At 69.9% G+C, this 15,501-nt stretch carries 18 protein-coding genes; 6 read left to right on the top strand and 12 right to left on the bottom strand.

The features are described from left to right. Positions 1 to 10: 10 nt before the first annotated feature. Positions 11 to 1,192: an acetoin utilization protein AcuC gene (locus ABZ780_RS10585; RefSeq protein ID WP_357012307.1), complete on the bottom strand. Its 1,182-nt coding sequence runs from the start codon at positions 1,190 to 1,192 to the stop codon at positions 11 to 13. A 42-nt stretch (positions 1,193 to 1,234) separates the two neighbouring features. Then, positions 1,235 to 2,092, bottom strand: a complete 858-nt coding sequence (locus tag ABZ780_RS10590; RefSeq protein WP_357012305.1) for a sulfurtransferase — start codon at positions 2,090 to 2,092, stop codon at positions 1,235 to 1,237. A gap of 102 nt (positions 2,093 to 2,194) precedes the next feature. Between ABZ780_RS10590 and ABZ780_RS10595 the strand changes: the two genes are divergently transcribed. Continuing rightward, complete coding sequence (locus tag ABZ780_RS10595) at positions 2,195 to 2,884, top strand: metal-dependent transcriptional regulator (protein WP_357012303.1); 690 nt, start codon at positions 2,195 to 2,197, stop codon at positions 2,882 to 2,884. A 21-nt stretch (positions 2,885 to 2,905) separates the two neighbouring features. On the opposite strand, the gene ABZ780_RS10600 is transcribed toward ABZ780_RS10595, so the two are convergent. The 5 genes from ABZ780_RS10600 to ABZ780_RS10620 all read right to left on the bottom strand — a co-directional run bounded on the left by ABZ780_RS10600 (position 2,906) and on the right by ABZ780_RS10620 (position 6,376). Continuing rightward, a complete protein-coding gene (locus ABZ780_RS10600) occupies positions 2,906 to 3,454 on the bottom strand; it encodes a hypothetical protein (RefSeq protein WP_357485592.1) in 549 nt (182 codons plus the stop codon). A 99-nt stretch (positions 3,455 to 3,553) separates the two neighbouring features. Continuing rightward, entirely contained in the window at positions 3,554 to 3,808 is a 255-nt protein-coding gene (locus ABZ780_RS10605; protein ID WP_357485593.1) for a DUF5522 domain-containing protein, read from the bottom strand. 77 nt (positions 3,809 to 3,885) lie between these two features. Then, on the bottom strand, positions 3,886 to 4,821 hold the full coding sequence (locus ABZ780_RS10610; RefSeq protein WP_357485595.1) for a DUF2332 domain-containing protein: 936 nt from the start codon (positions 4,819 to 4,821) through the stop codon (positions 3,886 to 3,888). Positions 4,822 to 4,862: 41 nt separating this feature from the next. Next, the gene (locus ABZ780_RS10615; protein ID WP_357485596.1) at positions 4,863 to 5,591 is read right to left on the bottom strand and encodes a tetratricopeptide repeat protein; all 729 of its coding nucleotides are present in this window, start codon (positions 5,589 to 5,591) and stop codon (positions 4,863 to 4,865) included. A 29-nt stretch (positions 5,592 to 5,620) separates the two neighbouring features. Continuing rightward, positions 5,621 to 6,376, bottom strand: a complete 756-nt coding sequence (locus tag ABZ780_RS10620; protein ID WP_357485598.1) for a GNAT family N-acetyltransferase — start codon at positions 6,374 to 6,376, stop codon at positions 5,621 to 5,623. Between the two features lie 231 nt (positions 6,377 to 6,607). On the opposite strand from ABZ780_RS10620, the gene ABZ780_RS10625 reads away from it, so the two are divergent. Together ABZ780_RS10625 and ABZ780_RS10630 are read left to right on the top strand one after the other, a co-directional pair. Next, the gene (locus ABZ780_RS10625) at positions 6,608 to 7,720 is read left to right on the top strand and encodes an FAD-dependent monooxygenase (RefSeq protein WP_357012290.1); all 1,113 of its coding nucleotides are present in this window, start codon (positions 6,608 to 6,610) and stop codon (positions 7,718 to 7,720) included. Between the two features lie 28 nt (positions 7,721 to 7,748). Beyond that, a complete protein-coding gene (locus ABZ780_RS10630) occupies positions 7,749 to 8,540 on the top strand; it encodes a hypothetical protein (protein ID WP_357012288.1) in 792 nt (263 codons plus the stop codon). Between the two features lie 33 nt (positions 8,541 to 8,573). Here the strand turns inward: ABZ780_RS10630 and ABZ780_RS10635 are convergent, their stop codons facing one another. From ABZ780_RS10635 to ABZ780_RS10645, 3 genes are read right to left on the bottom strand one after another with little or no spacing between them, the layout of a single operon-like run. Then, entirely contained in the window at positions 8,574 to 8,756 is a 183-nt protein-coding gene (locus ABZ780_RS10635) for a hypothetical protein (protein ID WP_357012286.1), read from the bottom strand. Then, entirely contained in the window at positions 8,753 to 8,971 is a 219-nt protein-coding gene (locus ABZ780_RS10640; protein WP_357012284.1) for a hypothetical protein, read from the bottom strand. The genes ABZ780_RS10635 and ABZ780_RS10640 overlap by 4 nt, the downstream gene beginning before the upstream one ends. Then, complete coding sequence (locus ABZ780_RS10645) at positions 8,968 to 9,147, bottom strand: hypothetical protein (RefSeq protein ID WP_357012282.1); 180 nt, start codon at positions 9,145 to 9,147, stop codon at positions 8,968 to 8,970. The genes ABZ780_RS10640 and ABZ780_RS10645 overlap by 4 nt, the downstream gene beginning before the upstream one ends. Positions 9,148 to 9,453: 306 nt before the next feature. Here ABZ780_RS10645 and ABZ780_RS10650 point away from each other — a divergent pair, with 306 nt between their 5' ends. The 3 genes from ABZ780_RS10650 (at position 9,454) to ABZ780_RS10660 (ending at position 11,635) form a co-directional block, all read left to right on the top strand. Beyond that, the gene (locus tag ABZ780_RS10650; protein ID WP_357012279.1) at positions 9,454 to 10,314 is read left to right on the top strand and encodes a DUF5753 domain-containing protein; all 861 of its coding nucleotides are present in this window, start codon (positions 9,454 to 9,456) and stop codon (positions 10,312 to 10,314) included. Positions 10,315 to 10,324: 10 nt separating this feature from the next. Next, on the top strand, positions 10,325 to 10,507 hold the full coding sequence (locus ABZ780_RS10655; protein WP_357012424.1) for a DUF397 domain-containing protein: 183 nt from the start codon (positions 10,325 to 10,327) through the stop codon (positions 10,505 to 10,507). Positions 10,508 to 10,954: 447 nt separating this feature from the next. After that, on the top strand, positions 10,955 to 11,635 hold the full coding sequence (locus tag ABZ780_RS10660) for a hypothetical protein (RefSeq protein WP_357012277.1): 681 nt from the start codon (positions 10,955 to 10,957) through the stop codon (positions 11,633 to 11,635). A 122-nt stretch (positions 11,636 to 11,757) separates the two neighbouring features. Here ABZ780_RS10660 and ABZ780_RS10665 read toward each other — a convergent pair whose 3' ends face one another. Continuing rightward, positions 11,758 to 12,348 (bottom strand): hypothetical protein, encoded by a 591-nt coding sequence (locus ABZ780_RS10665; RefSeq protein WP_357012275.1) that lies wholly within the window; start codon positions 12,346 to 12,348, stop codon positions 11,758 to 11,760. A gap of 220 nt (positions 12,349 to 12,568) precedes the next feature. After that, positions 12,569 to 15,460 (bottom strand): vitamin B12-dependent ribonucleotide reductase, encoded by a 2,892-nt coding sequence (locus tag ABZ780_RS10670; protein ID WP_357012272.1) that lies wholly within the window; start codon positions 15,458 to 15,460, stop codon positions 12,569 to 12,571. Positions 15,461 to 15,501: the final 41 nt, after the last annotated feature.

Consider the following 15,501-nt stretch of genomic DNA (forward strand, 5'->3'; position numbering starts at 1 on the left):
CCGGCCCGGCTCAGTCTCGCGGATCGTGCGGGTCGAGCCCCAGGAGCGGGAAGACGGTCTTGCGGGTCGCCGCGATCGCCCGGTCCACCGCGTTCGGCTCGCCGGTCGGCTGCCACGGCTCGTACGACGGGTCGGCATCGTCGGTCATCCGCAGCGGAATCTCCCGGCCCGGACGGCGGGCGGCGGCAAGCTCCCGCCAGGCCGGCGGGGTGAGCGTCGCCGGGTCGATCGGGTCGCCGGTGGCCACGGCCAGCAGGTGGCTCCAGGCCCGGGGCACCACCTCGACCAGCGCGTACCCACCGCCGCCGGTGGCCACCCAGCGGCCGTCGCACAACTCGTCGGCGAGGGCTCGCAACGCCAGGTAGGTGGCGCGCTGCCCGTCCACGGTCAGGCTCAGGTCGGCCAGCGGGTCCAGCCGGTGCCCGTCGGCACCGCACTGGCTGACCAGCACCTGTGGCCGGAACGCGCGCAGCACCGACGGCACGATCGCGTGGAACGCCCGCTGCCAGCCGGTGTCGTCGACGCCGGGCGGCAGCGGCATGTTCACCGCGGTGCCCTGCGCACCGGGCCCGCCGGTCTCGTCGGGGAAACCGGTGCCCGGAAAGAGCGCGAGCGGGGTCTCGTGCAGGCTGACCGTGAGCACCCGGGGGTCGTCCCAGAAGATCTGCTGCACGCCGTCGCCGTGGTGCACGTCCACATCCACGTACGCGATGCGCTCGGCACCCAGGTCGAGCAGGCGGGCGATGGCCACGGCAGGGTCGTTGTAGACGCAGAAGCCGGAGGCACGGGCGGGCATCGCGTGGTGCAGGCCACCGGCCACGTTCACCGCCCGCCGCGCGTCGCCGCGCCAGACCGCCTCGGCGGCGGCCACAGTGGCTCCGGCGATCAGCGCGCTGGACTCGTGCATCCCGTCGAAGACCGGGTTGTCGGAGGTGCCCATCCCGTACCCGGCGAACAGCGGGTCACTCGGCGCGGCCCGCACCGCCGCCAGGTAGGCAGGGTCGTGCACGCGGGTGAGCAGAGCGTCGTCGGCCGGCTCCGGTTTCACCATGCGTACGCCCGGACGGTCCAGGATGCCCAACTCCCGGGCGAGCGCGAAGGTCAGCTCCACCCGCACCGGATCGAGCGGATGGTCACCCATGTCGTAGGCGAGCAGCGACTCGTCCCACACCACCACCGTGTCGTCGGACATGAGCCCATCGTCGCACGGGGACCGTCCGCACGCGCTGGTCAGCTACCGGGTGTCGGGCCCGGTGGCGACCGGCCGGGCCGGATCGGCGACCCAGTTGCTCCACGATCCGACGTAGAGCGCCGCGTCCGGCCGGCCCGCCAGGTGCAGCGCCAGCACGGCCTGCGCGGCGGTCACCCCGGAGCCGCAGTACGCGCCGACGGCCCGCTCCCCGGCCACCCCAACGGCGGCGAACCGCTCCCGCAGCACGTCGGCGGCCAGGAAGCGTCCGTCCGCGCCGACGTACTCGCCGGCCGGCAGGTTCGCCGCGCCCGGCACGTGGCCGGCCACCGGGTCGATCGGCTCCACCTCGCCCCGGTAGCGGGGCGCCGCCCGTACGTCGAGCAGCACGGCGTCGTCGGCGGCGGCCAGCGCGGCGGCCTGCCCCGCGTCGAGCACCGGAAGATCGCCGGGGCGCACCTCGACGTCACCGGGGGCCGGTGCGGGCACCTCGGTGGAGACGGGCCGACCGGCGGCGACCCAGGCCGGGTAGCCGCCGTGCAACACGCGCACCGGGCGGTGCCCGGCCCAGCGCAGGGTCCACCAGGCCCGTGCCGCGGCCATGCCGTCGCCACCGTCGTACACCACCACGGGGTGACCGGCGCGGACGCCGGCGGCCCGCAGCGCCGCCTGCAACGCGGCCGGATCGGGCAGTGGATGCCGGCCGCCGACGCCGGGCGGGCCGCAGAGCGCGGTGTCCAGGTCGACGAAGACCGCGCCGGGCAGGTGGCCGGTCAGGTAGTCGTCGTGGCCGGGCGGGCCGGTGAGCCGCCAGCGGACGTCGAGCAGGGTGGGCGGATCGGCGTCGTCGAGCTCGGCGGCGAGACGACCGATCTCGACCAGAGGCTCCTCAATTCCGGACATGGCGACCATCCAACACCATCCGGCTCGACACCCCAGGCGGTTCGGCGGCGGTCGCGCGCCAAACCGCAAGGTAGCATCGTGCATCGGAGGGCCGCTGACCTTATGAAGTCTCACGACCTGGTCGACACGACCGAAATGTACCTGCGCACCATCCTCGAGTTGGAGGAGGAGGGCGTGCCGCCGCTGCGCGCTCGGATCGCCGAGCGGCTACGGCAGAGCGGCCCCACCGTGAGCCAGACCGTCGCCCGGATGGAGCGCGACGGCATGCTCACCGTCGAGGGCGATCGGCAACTGACCCTCACCGCGCTGGGCCGCGGCATGGCTGTCTCCGTGATGCGCAAGCACCGCCTCGCCGAGTTGCTGCTCGTCAATGTGATCGGGATGCCCTACGAGGAGGCCCACGAGGAGGCCTGCCGCTGGGAGCACGTGATGAGCGACGCGGTGGAGAAGCGGGTGTACGACCTGCTCAACCGGCCGACCCGCTCCCCGTACGGCAACCCGATCCCGGGTCTGGAGGCGTTGGGCTCGCCCGAGACGCAGGCCACCGAGGCCGGCGACAGTGAGCGCAACCTGGCCTTCCCCGGGCTCACCGGGCCGGTGGTGGTTCGCCGGATCTGTGAGAGCGTGCAGACCGACTCCGACGTGCTGCGCCAGTTGCACGCCGCCGGTGTCGACCCGGGTGCCACGGTGACCGTGGCGCAGGAGCGCGACGGGGTGTCGATCGACCGCTCCGGCGACCGCGTCCGGCTGCCGCGCGAGGTCGCCTCGCGGGTCTTCGTCGCCGCCAACTGACCAGCCGCCCGCCGCCGGGCGTCACAGCGCCCGGGTGTCCACCTTCTTGGCCAGCGAGATCAGCTCTGCGGTCAGCTTCTCGGCCGCAGAGCGCTCGGTGCCTCGGGCGCCGGTCCAGGTCAGCGTCGCCAACCGGCCGTCGGTGGCCAGCCAACCGACCTCGGCGACCGGCCCGTGGCCGCTCGCGGCAGCGGTGGTACGCCGGTACGCCTGCTGGCCCAGGCCGGTGACCTTCGTGGCCTTGGCGGGCACCACGTCCGCGCCGAAGGTGGTCTTGTCGATCGACGTCTCGGACACGCTCAGCGTCAGCTCCGGCAGCGCCGCGTCCCCGGCCCGGACCACACAGGTGTGGGTGTCGCCTCGTTCGCTGGCCGCCGCCACGTCGAAGCGCGCCTTGACGAGTTGCTCGATGAGCGCGAAATCCAGCAGTCGGCAGGCGCCGCCCGAGGAGGCCGCCGCCACATCCACCGCGATCGGCACCGGCGGCGGCACCGCCACCGGCTCGGCGTCGGCGGCACAGCCGCTCACCAGCAGCCCGGTCAGCCCCGCGACCACGATCCGCCCGCGCACGCTCCACCCTCTCGCCGACCGACGGCGGTAGGCGCCCGCCGGATGTCCGTCGGAAACCGTACGGGGTGCGCGGGCGCGGCGGAAGTCCTCGTTTCGCCGTTATCCGCAGGGTGGATCATCCACGTACGGGCAGTGCCGGCAGCCGCGTCCACAGCAGGTGCCGCGCCGGGCCAGGAAGGCGGCGCTGAGCACGAACAACCCGGTCGCCGGGTCCAGGTAGCCGGCTTCCCCGCTGGCCAGCGCGGCGGCGTGCGCGGCGAGGATCCGGGCCCGGTCGGGGTGCTCGGGCGGCAGCCGGGACGGGTGCGGCTCGGTGAGCGGCCGATCGGCCAGGGGTCGTCGCTCTCCGGTCACCGCAGCAGTCTAGGGAGCGTCGAGGAGCGCGATGCTGGTGCGGGCTGCGGCGCGCCTCGACGGGTCTACCTGCGGCGTCAGCCGAACCAGGTCATCGCCTGGCCGTGACCTCGCGTCCAGGCCAGCGGCGTGCCGTCCAGCGCGAGGACGTTGTGCAGCCCCTCCCTCGGTGGCGTCGGCAGTCCGTCGTACGGCAGCACCTCCGGCGCCTCGATGGAGACCCAGTGCCCGGACAGCTCGCGGACCAGCCGGACGAACGCCTCCCGGCGCGGCGGCGACACCTGGTAGAGCACGGAGGTGTGGAAGACCACCAGCGTCGCGCCGGCCGGCGCCCGCGCGGCCAGCGCCGGCAGGTCGTCCACCAGGTCGCCACGGACCAGCAGCGGCGGGTCGGCAGCGGCGACCGCTGCGGCAGCCCGTAGCCGCGCCCGCCGGTGGTCGTGCTCCGGCCAGATCAGGGCGTCCAACCAGGACATGTCCGCCGGGTCGGTCACGTCGAGCGGGTTGAGGTCCAGGCCGGCCCGCCACACCACCTGGGGTACGCGTGTCGGCAGCGCCAACCCGCTGGCCGCGCACTCCAGGACCGGCTCGCCGGAGCCGACCTGATGGTCGCCGTAGCGGTACGCGTACCGGTCGGGGTAGAGGCAGAGCCCGGCGGACGCGCCGACCTCCAGCAAGGCGAGGGGCTGCGGCAGCGCGGCGAGCACCGGCAGCAGCACCGCACACCGGCCCGCCTCGTTTGTCTGGGTAGCCCGGACGCGAATCTGCGCCTCGATGACCCGCCAGTGCGTGACCGTGTAGTCGTGGAACGCGGCCGGGTCGCCGACCGGGCCGCCGAGCCAGCGGACGACACCGAACAGCAGGTTCGGTTGTCGCTTGGCCGGCGGGAGCCCGTCGAGCAGGGCGAGCAGTTCGTCGTCGCGGGACACCGCCCGGGACAGCCGCTCGTACGCGGGCGAAACTCCGCGTACCTCACGGTTGGCGAACCGGGCGTACGCCTCAGCGGTCGTCATGCCCTGATCGTCGCAGCCTCCGCCGGCAATCGGTGCCCCTGTCAGCGTCGATCGTCGGCGAAGGCCGCACGGGGGTCGAGGGCCTGACCTCGTGCGTACTCCTCGTCGAAGGTGGCGGTGCCGAGCGCCTCGATGGCGGCGGCGCGCGCCTTGGCGAGGTCGGCCGCGTCGTCCGGATCCGGCACCTGGCCGAGCGACGCGAACGCGGCATCCGCGACACCGATCATCCGCGCCGCACGAGCGTGATCACCTTCGGCGGTGGCGAGCGCGGTTTCCGCCACGCAGACGTACGGCACGAAGTCGGCCCAGCCTTCTCGGAACACCCGCTCGCGGCTCTCGGCGAACAGGTGCCGCGCCACGTCGATGTTGCCCATGCCCAGCTCGCAGAACGCCAGGTTGTGATACTCGGAGTTGACCGTCATAGGCTGGTCGAGCGCCTCGTTGAGGGCGATGCTCTCCCGGTACAGGTCCCGGGCCCGGGCCAGGTCACCGGACATCCGCGCCACGCCGGCCAGGACGTGCCTCGGCCGTTCCTCAAGGCTCCGGTCGCCCGAGCGCAGCGCGACCTCAAGAGCCTCGCGGGCACGAGCCTCCCCGCCCGGCAGGTCGCCGCCACGGATGGCGACCCGGGCCAGGCTGTACCGCGCCTCCACCTCGCCCGCCAGGTCGCCGGCCGCCTGCGCCCGCGCGATCTCGGCCTCGCTCATCCGCACCACGGCCTCGGTCTCACCGCGCCGGAACGCCGCGCGCACGTTCGTACTGAAATCCACCGGGTCTCCCCCTGCGTGTTCGGTCACCGTTACTCGAACACGGTCCAGGTCTCGACGAGGCGGAAGCCCATCGACTCGTACAGGGACCGACCCATCTCGCTGGGTTGCAGGTACGCGGTGTCCGCGCCGGACGCGAAGGCGTCGCGTACCACGGCCTCGGTGATGGCCCGACCCAGGCCACGGCCCCGGGCGGCCGGGGCGACGGCGATGTTGAACACACCGACCACGCCGGCGGTCCGCACCCCGAGACTGGTGCCAGCGGGGTGACCCGACTCGTCCGCCAGATAGCCGGCGATGGCGTCGACGTCGAGCACACCACCGGCCATCAGTGAGCCGAAGGCGCTTGCGGGAGCTTCGAACCCCTCGGCGAGAGTCGCCGTGTAGAGGTCGCTCTCGGCCGCACCGACCCGGCGTACCAGCTTTCGCTGCGCCTCGTCGGCCCGGAACACGATGTCGCCCGCGGCGCACGTCAGCATCGGCAGCTCACTGCGTTGCACCAGGCCGTGCCGGGCCGCCAGCTCGACGACATCGTCCCCCGCCTCGCCACGCACCACGATCGACCAGCGCGGGACCCGCCCGCTGACCTCCGCCGCCAGCTCGTCGAACGCCGCGAGGTCCGGCTCCAACGTCGTGTCGTAGATCGTGTTCAGCGTCGCGATGTCGGCGTATGCCAGGGCGGCGCGAGCTGTCCCCCGCTCGGCGTACCAGCCCTTCGGGGTGGCCTTGCAGAGGACTTCGAGGACCTCGAACTGCGCCGCAGCCACCCGGTCAGCAATCGTGTTCACGTCTGCATCTCTCATGTTTCTCGTGATCAGCAGCGACCGAGACTACCCCCACGGACGGTCAAGGAAGCAGAGCGAGAGCGGCTACGACACGATGGGCGGCGACCAGCGATCCGACAATGAACCCCGTTCCTCACACTTCGGCCCCCGTGCCCGTGCGCCGCCGTGCCCGCCTCGTAGAGTGCTGCGGCGCTCCGGACGGTGAGCGGCAGGGGCAACGGGGAGGAATGTGTCGTGCGGGGTCACGGTTTACGGGTACTGATCGTCGGCGGTGGAATCGCGGGGCTGGCGACCGTCGCGGCGTTGCGCGAGTGGGGCGCGACGGTCGACGTGGTGGAGCGGGCCGCTGGGCCGACCGACTCCGGCACCGGCATCTATCTCACCGGCAACGCGACCCGCATGCTCGGCGTACTCGGTCTGCGGGAGCCGGTCGCCGACATCGCCGTGGAGATCACCCGGCAGCGCAGCGCCAACCAGCGCGGGCGCGGCCTCTTCGACATCGACGTGGCCGCCCTGTGGCAGGGCGTCGGACCCTGCGTGTCGCTGCCCCGGGCGCAGTTGCACCGGGTGCTGCTCGACGGCGTCGGCGACACCCCGATCCGCTGGGGCCGCCAGCCGGTCACGCTCGTCGAGGAGGGCGAGCGGGTCGCCGTCGAGTTCGACGACAACAGCACCGAACGGTACGACCTGGTGATCGGCGCCGACGGCGTGAACTCGACCGTCCGGCGGCTCGCCTTCGACGGCCAGACGGCCCGCAACCTCGGCCAGTACGCGTACCGGTGGGTCGCGCCCCGGATCGACGACGAGCCGGTCTGGTCGGTGCAGTTGGGGCGCGGCAGGCAGTTCCTCACGATCCCGATCAGCGCCGAGCAGACGTACTGCTACTACAACGACGGCCCGGTGGCCGACCGCCCCGGCTGGCGCGACGAGGTGGCCGAGTCGTTCCCCGAGCCGGCCGCCACCATGCTCAAGGCACTCGACCACGACGACAGCACCCTGCACGCCGGGCCGAACCAGGAGGTCGTGCTCGATTCGTGGTCCCGAGGGCCGGTGCTGCTGATCGGTGACGCCGCCCACGCCACCTCACCGAACATGGCCCAGGGCGCGGCGATGGCCCTGGAGGACGCCGTCGTGCTCGCTTCGTCGTTGGCCACCGCCGATTCCGTCGCCGAGGCGGTGCGCGGATACGAGGTGCGGCGCCGCCCGCGTACCGGATGGGTGCTGTCCCAGACCCACCGCCGGGACAAGGCCACCGGGCTCCCGCCCGCGCTGCGCGACCTGGTGATGCGCCGCCTCGGCGAGCAGATGTTCCGGTCGAACTACGGCCCCCTGTTCGCCCAACCCTGAGCCGGCCGTGCCGTGTGATGATCAGGTGATGCGGGTAGCGATGGCGACCGATGCGGGACACCCTGGGCGTACCAATGAGGATTTCGCCGGCGCCGTCCCGTGCGGCATGGTCCTGGTCGACGGCGCGGGTGGCATCGCCAGCGCCGAGAAAGTCTGCCATCACGGTGTGGCCTGGTACGCCACCCGCCTCGGCGGTGCCCTCCTGGGCGCGCTGTCGGTGGATCGGAGCCTGCGCGACGTGTTGGCCGAGAGCATCGAGCGGATCACCGACGAGCATCGCGACACGTGCGACGTCGCCCACTCGATCAGCCCGTACGCCGCCGTGGCGATGCTCCGATTTTCCGGCGGGCTCGTCGAGCACCTGGTCCTCGGTGACGCGGTGGTGGTCCTCGGCCGGGCTGGGGGCGAGCCGTTCGTCGCCCACGATCCGCGCGAGGTGGTGATCGCCCGGTCCTTCGAGGCCCGGCTCAAGGGCATTCCCGAGGGCAGCGACGAGTACCGGCGGCTGCTGCTGGAGTTGCGGGCGCACCGGAACAGCCCGGGCGGCTTCTGGGTGGCCAAGGACGACCCGCGGGTGGTGGACGAGGCGATCACCGGCAGTTGCCCGGCGGACGAGGTGACCGTGGCGGCGCTGCTCAGCAACGGCGCGAGCCGACTGGTGGACACCTTCGGGCTCACCGACTGGGCGGGGCTGCTGCACCTGCTGGACACCGACGGACCCGGCGAGGTCATCCGCCGGGTCAGGGAGGCCGAGGTCCGCGACGGCGTCGCCACCGACGACGCGACGATCGTCTGCCTGGGGTCGTCGCGCACCGTTTAGCTTGCGAAAGTAGGTCAACGGCGGCCCGGACACCTACTTCTCATCAATTGATCTTGTTGACTTTCGTCGCCGGGATATCTCCTCCAGGTGCTGACGCTGGTGCTGCCGGACCATCTCGTCCCAGGCCTCCTGGTCATAGTCGGGGTCCGGCGGAATCCACCGGTGCGAGTTGTCGCTGTAGTGGAACCGCTCGTCACCCCGCCGGATCAGGCTCACCGGACCCAACCCAGGAAGCGGCGATGCAGCAGCCCGGCGGGCACCCACGTCAGGTCCTCGGCCGCCCAGACCAGGTAGGACCCCATGTAGAGGCCCAGCGACACCGGAGCGCCGTCGAACTCGGCGCGCAACTCGGTGCGCCGGGTCCGGCACGGCCAGGGCGCTGCGCAGCCCCCGCACGTCCACACCGGAAGAACCGGGCCGTGGGTGGTCACCGCAGGCCGTCCAGGAAACGCCGGGTGGCGACCCGGGCGTGCCAGCGGGTCGCCCATTCCGCCTGATAACAGGGGTACGGGGACAGCCGCGCCCACCACCAGCGACAACCGGCACAGAGCCCGTCGACGCCGGGCAGGTGAAGGGACAAGATCTGCCCGACCTGGTCCTCGGTCACTCCTGCTCCTCCCCTGGCCAGTGGCCTCGACGGATCGGGATGCGGTGCCGGGCACGACAGGGCAGGTCCGCGCCGCAGCGACAGATCCAACGCCACCGCCGCCACGACCAGACCGGCCGATGCCGCCGAGCCAGAGTCATCGCCACCGCCAGCAGGTAGTCGTCGTACGGCACACGCGATCCCATAAGGCTCCAAAGTTGGACTCCTATTTTGGAAGTACAACCAGGCTAGAAGTTGGACTCCTAATTTGGGAACCTCTTCGCGGCGTGTCGCGATGTCCGGCTACGACCGGGCCATAATCAGCCGGTGGTGAACCCGACGATCCAGCGACGGCGCCTCGGCCTTGCTCTCAAACGGGCTCGTGAAGGTGCAGGCAAGACGCAGGACGAGGCGGCTGCTGTCATCGACGCGGCAGCAAGCAAAATCAGCAGGGTCGAGCTTGGACAGTCCGGGATCAAGCTCACCGACCTGAACCTGCTGCTCAATCTCTACGGGATCCGGGGTGATGAAGCCGAGCCGCTACGCGACCTCGCACGCGCAGGGCGGCAGCGCGGTCGCTGGAGCACCTACCGCAACGCTGTGCCGGACTGGTTCCGCCAGTACCTGGACCTCGAAGGTGACGCGTCGGAGATTCGTTGGTACCAGCCGGAGGTCATCCCGGGCGTCCTTCAGATCGAGCCGTACATCCGTGCCATGAATGCGATCGCCTATCCACGGCCGCCCGCCGATGAGGTCGACCGGCAGGTTGCCATCCGCATGGAACGACAGTCGATCCTGCGGCAGGACGACGGACCTGACCTGAGCTTCATTCTCAGCGAGTCGGCGCTGCGGCGAAGCATCGGCGACGGGGCAACGATGCGCAGCCAACTTCTACACCTGGCTGAGGTCGGCAAACAGCCCAACGTCACGCTCCAGGTCTTCCCGTTCGACGCGCAGACCTACGAGACGGCCTCGTTCAGCTTCATCATCCTGCGTTTCGGTGACGACGCCGCATCGGACGTGATCTACGTCGAGACCTTCACCGACGCTGATTACCTTGACCGGCCCGACGCCGTACGGGCCTACACTCGACTGTGGGACCGACTCCGGGCAGCCGCTCTCGGGCCGGTAGAGTCGCGCAAGCTCATCCTGAGGATGGCGGACGACGTGGAGCGGCAACAGACCTGAGAGAGTGATCATGGAGACCTCGAATCGCCTGGTCTGGCGTAAGTCGAGCTACAGCGACAACAACGGCGGCGCTTGTGTCGAGGTTGCCGAACTAGATACGAGCATCGCGGTGCGCGACAGCAAGGACCCCAACGGGTCGACCCTTCGCTTCACGAGAGGCGCATGGACGGGGTTCGTACGTAGCATCCGGTAGCCCAAGACCCGAAGCTCAGAGGTTTGCCGTGGTCTGGCGGTGACGCAAGAGCCCGCACGACCAATTCCCCGCGCCGATCGTTTGCCTGCTCCGGTCCGTGTCCGTTCACCATCGTCACGAACCTCCTCGACCGGCTGCGGCGGCAATAGCCATCTCGGAAGAGCAGCTTCGCACCGGACCTCTCCAGAGGAAAGGGCCCGTAGGATCCGGTGCGCGCTCCAGGTGGCTACTCCGGCCGCGCCTGCCTTTGAGCGATGATCGAATCAGTTCGCACGCAGAATCGAGCGTCAATACCGAGCTAGATCGACGTAGCGTAGGAGGCAAGGCCGCCGCCGGCGGGTCCGAGGCTCCTTTTTGGCTGCCAGCGGAATCACCAGCATGACGGCAACGCGTAGCGAGACTGCGTGCGGGGCCAAAGTCACTGGACCGTACCTCTACCCTCGGATCGTGAACTCAGGGGACAGCAGGTGGAATATCAACCTCGACAACGAGGCCAACGATGCGGCCGTGCTCTTTTCCCATGGCCTAGCGATCACCGAGAACATCACCCGTGACTACACCGCCGCCGTCGCCGCTATGTCGCTGCTCGCCTTGGGCGCCGAGAAGCTGCTAAAGCTAACGGTCGGGCTCGCCCATCTCGATCGCGGAAATCCGTGGCCAAGGCAGGGATACATGAGGCGAGACATCGGCCACCGCGTGGCGACCGCCGACAAAACGGCTCGCGACCTGCTCGACCTGAACAGCGGAACTGCGCCAGGCGATGTACAAGAGAAAGCTGCTCGGGTTGACGGCGACAAGATTCTTGCAGTCGCGCTAGCTACACTTGAGCGCTTTGGTGACGCCGGCCGATTCTACTTCCTCGACTCTTTGGGCGAACAGCCGCAGATCGAGCGTGCACCGCATTTTCTGTGGCTGGATATGGTCAGCGAGATCATGACCGCAGAGCCGGGCCTGGTCGAAAAGATCAACACGGAGGAGGAGTTCCGGCAGGCGCGGGCCGGCATCAACCATGTGATTGTGGGCTCGTTAACGCGCTGGTGGGACTTCTATCGGTCGGTGTGGACTACCGGCGTAGTCGGGGAGCAAGCGAAGGTGTTCTCCTCGACAATCCGTCTGGCCAGCCGGTAGGCAGAGCGCCTCGCCTGTTCAGCCGGCGACGTTGCGGTAGAAAAGCACACCGGCATGCTCTTCTGCCTCTGACAGCGCCCGCTCGGCCCTGTCGGGTCGCTGCGGGCCAGCCCCGGAAAACCTCAGTCGTCCACAGGCTCGAAGCTGAGCACACACGTGCCGGGTTCCGAACCCGCAGGCCAACTCTTGACTGCGCGCCACTTTGTGCCCAGCCGGTCGTCACGGCACTCGATCTGAAGCCTCTGCAGGCCGAGAGGGAGGCGCGGGTTGTTCTGTCCCGATCCCTCCTCGGCGGATACACCGGCGAGGAGGAACCAGCCCGCGTCCCAGTTAACCTCACCTTGGACTGGAGGCGTCACGTGGGTAGGGGCGTGCGCCTGACCGTCGTCGTCCACCCATATCAGTTCGTATGCTGACTGGATCCCGGGCCAGAAGACCAGTGAGACGCGCAAAGGTGCCGGGGAGGAGGCAGGAACCGCCGGGTTTTTTGGATCGCGCGTTGTGAACTCGACACGAATCCTTCCAGGCTGGTAGTGGAGCTGCAGCGCTCTGCGCGACTCTGACGCGGCCTTTTGTGATGCCTTAGCTGACGCAAACGCCAGCAGCGCGGTCATGAGCGTGATGCCGGCTGCGGTGATGGCGATATCTTCGCTGGTGATGAGCTTCGGAAAGCGGTGCCGGAGGAACACCGCCGTCGCGACCCCGGCAGCCACTCCAAGACCTGCCACCCATGGCCAATGCCACCGGCTCGACGTTCGTGTCATCACCCTGATATTGCCATGGCGAGGTCCACACCCACACCTGTGACCCACCGGGGACCGAGGATCTGCTGGGCGACATCCGCCTCTGCCGTTCCTCGCGAGCCAGGGAGCTTATAAACGGCGCTGCCCCGACCGACGATGAAGGAGGCCGGGGCAGCGCTTATCGCGTACGTCAGCTGCAGCCGCTGGTGGAGCCGCAGCCCTCGCAGACGTAGCAGCTACCGGCGGGGCGCATCTTCGTACCGCAGGTGAAGCAGAGCGGTGCGTCGGCGGCCTTGCCGATGACGGCCTCCAGCAGTTCGGTGCTGGAACCCACGCTCGGAGCCGGCTTGGCGGCGGCAACCTCGGCCATCTCCTGGGCCGGCTGAGCGACGGCCTCCGGCTTGGCCGGAGCCGCCACCGGCGCGGACGACGCCATCGCGGTGAGCTCGGCGCCGGTGACCCCGGCGGCTTCCGCGTCGGCCTCGGCCCGCAGCTGGGCGGCCCGCTCGCTGGCGGTGAAGATGCCCAGCTCGGCGCGGCGCTCGTAGGGCAGGAAGTCCAGCGCCAGGCGACGGAAGATGTAGTCCATCACCGAGGCTGCCATCCGCACGTCCGGGTCGTCGGTCATGCCGGCCGGCTCGAAGCGCATGTTGGTGAACTTGCTGACGAACGTCTCCAGTGGCACGCCGTACTGAAGGCCGATGCTGATGGCCACCGAGAAGGCGTCCATCACGCCGGCCAGGGTCGAGCCCTGCTTGGACATCTTGAGGAAGACCTCACCGAGGCCGTCGTCCGGGTAGGACGACGCGGTGAGGTAGCCCTCGGCGCCACCGACGGAGAAGCTGACCGTCTCGGACGGGCGCTTCTTCGGCAGGCGCTTACGCACCGGCCGGTACTCGACGACCTTCTCGACCACCGGCGCGGCCGTGGCGGTCTCGACGGCGGCCAGCTCGGTGGCCTTGTTGGACTTCGCCACCGAGAGCGGCTGGCCGACCTTGCAGTTGTCCCGGTAGATCGCCAGCGCCTTGAGGCCGAGCTTCCAGCCCTCGAAGTAGATCTTCTCGACGTCCTCGACGGTGGCCGCCTCCGGCATGTTGACCGTCTTGGAGATGGCGCCGGAGACGAACGGCTGGATGGCCGCCATCATCCGCACGTGGCCCATCGGGGCGATCGTCCGCTCGCCCATGGCGCAGTCGAAGACCGCGTAGTGCTCCGGCTTGAGGCCGGGGGCGTCCACCACGTGGCCGTTGTCGGCGATGTGCTCGACGATCGCCTCGACCTGCTCCTCGGGGTAGCCGAGGCTGCGCAGGGCGCGCGGAACCGTCTGGTTGACGATCTGCATCGAGCCGCCGCCGACCAGCTTCTTGAACTTGACCAGCGCCAGGTCCGGCTCCACGCCGGTCGTGTCGCAGTCCATCATGAAGCCGATCGTGCCGGTCGGCGCGAGGACGCTCGCCTGCGCGTTACGCCAGCCGAACTTGTCACCGATCTTGTTGCCCTGGGTCCACTGCTTGGTCGCCTCGCGGACGATCGCGGTGGCCACCGGGCTGGTCGGCTTGATCTCGTCGTTGGCCGCGGCGTGCTTACGCATGACCCGCTTGTGCGGCTCCGCGTTGCGGGCATAGCCGTCGTACGCGCCGACGACGCCGGCCAGCTCGGCCGAGCGGCGGTAGGCGGTGCCGGTCATCAGCGACGTGATCGACGCGGCGACCGAGCGGCCCTGCTCCGAGTCGTACGGCAGGCCGGAGGCCATCAGCAGGGCGCCCAGGTTGGCGTAGCCGATGCCGAGCTGCCGGTAGGCGCGGGACGTCTCACCGATCTTCTCGGTCGGGAAGTCGGCGAAGCAGATCGAGATGTCCATCGCGGTGATGACGAACTCGACGGACTTGACGAACTTCTCCACGTCGAAGCCACCGTCGGCGCGGAGGAACTTCATCAGGTTGAGCGAGGCCAGGTTGCACGAGGAGTTGTCCAGGTGCAGGTACTCCGAGCACGGGTTCGACGCGGTGATCCGGCCGGTCTCCGGGCAGGTGTGCCAGTCGTTGATCGTGTCGTCGTACTGCAGGCCCGGGTCGGCGCACTCCCACGCGGCCTGAGAGATGGTGCGGAACAGCTTCTTGGCGTCGATGGTGTCGATCACCGAGCCGTCCAGTCGGCCGCGCAGGTCGAAGCCGCCGCCGTTCTGCACCGCCGTCATGAACTCGTCGGAGACCCGCACCGAGTTGTTGGCGTTCTGGTACTGCACGCTGACGATGTCGGAGCCGCCAAGGTCCATGTCGAAGCCGGCGTCCCGCAGCGCGCGGATCTTGTCCTCCTCGCGCGCCTTCGTGACCACGAACTCCTCGATGTCCGGGTGGTCCACGTCGAGGATGACCATCTTGGCCGCCCGCCGGGTCGCGCCGCCGGACTTGATGGTGCCGGCGGACGCGTCAGCGCCGCGCATGAAGCTGACCGGGCCGGAGGCGGTGCCACCGGAGGAGAGCAGCTCACGCGACGAGCGGATCCGCGACAGGTTGACGCCGGAGCCGGAGCCGCCCTTGAAGATCAGCCCCTCCTCCTTGTACCAGTCGAGGATCGAGTCCATCGAGTCGTCCACGGCGAGGATGAAGCAGGCGCTGACCTGCTGCGGCGACGGCGTGCCGACGTTGAACCAGACCGGCGAGTTGAAGCTGAACACCTGGTTCAGCAGCATCCAGGTCAGCTCGTGCGCGAAGATCTCGGCGTCCGCCGGGTTGGCGAAGTAGCCGTACTCCTCACCAGCGGTGCGGTAGGTGGTGACCACCCGGTCGATCAACTGCTTGAGCGACCACTCGCGCTCCGGGGTCCCCACCGCGCCCCGGAAGTACTTGGTGGTCACGATGTTCGCCGCGTTGACGCTCCACGACTCCGGGAACTCCACGCCACGCTGCTCGAAGTTGATCGAGCCGTCCCGCCAGTTGGTCATCACGACGTCGCGGCGCTCCCAGGCGACCTCGTCGTACGGGTGGACCCCCTCGGTCGTCCACACCCGCTCGATCTTCAGCCCCGCGCTCGCGCCGGCCTTGCTTCGTGACCTGCTTGTCGTCACACCATCCCCCGACATCTCATCCGCCCCCTCGTCCGCGCGGTCATCCCGCCGCACGT

Origin of the sequence: Micromonospora sp. NPDC047467 (assembly GCF_040643095.1) — a bacterium.
GTDB lineage: Bacteria > Actinomycetota > Actinomycetes > Mycobacteriales > Micromonosporaceae > Micromonospora.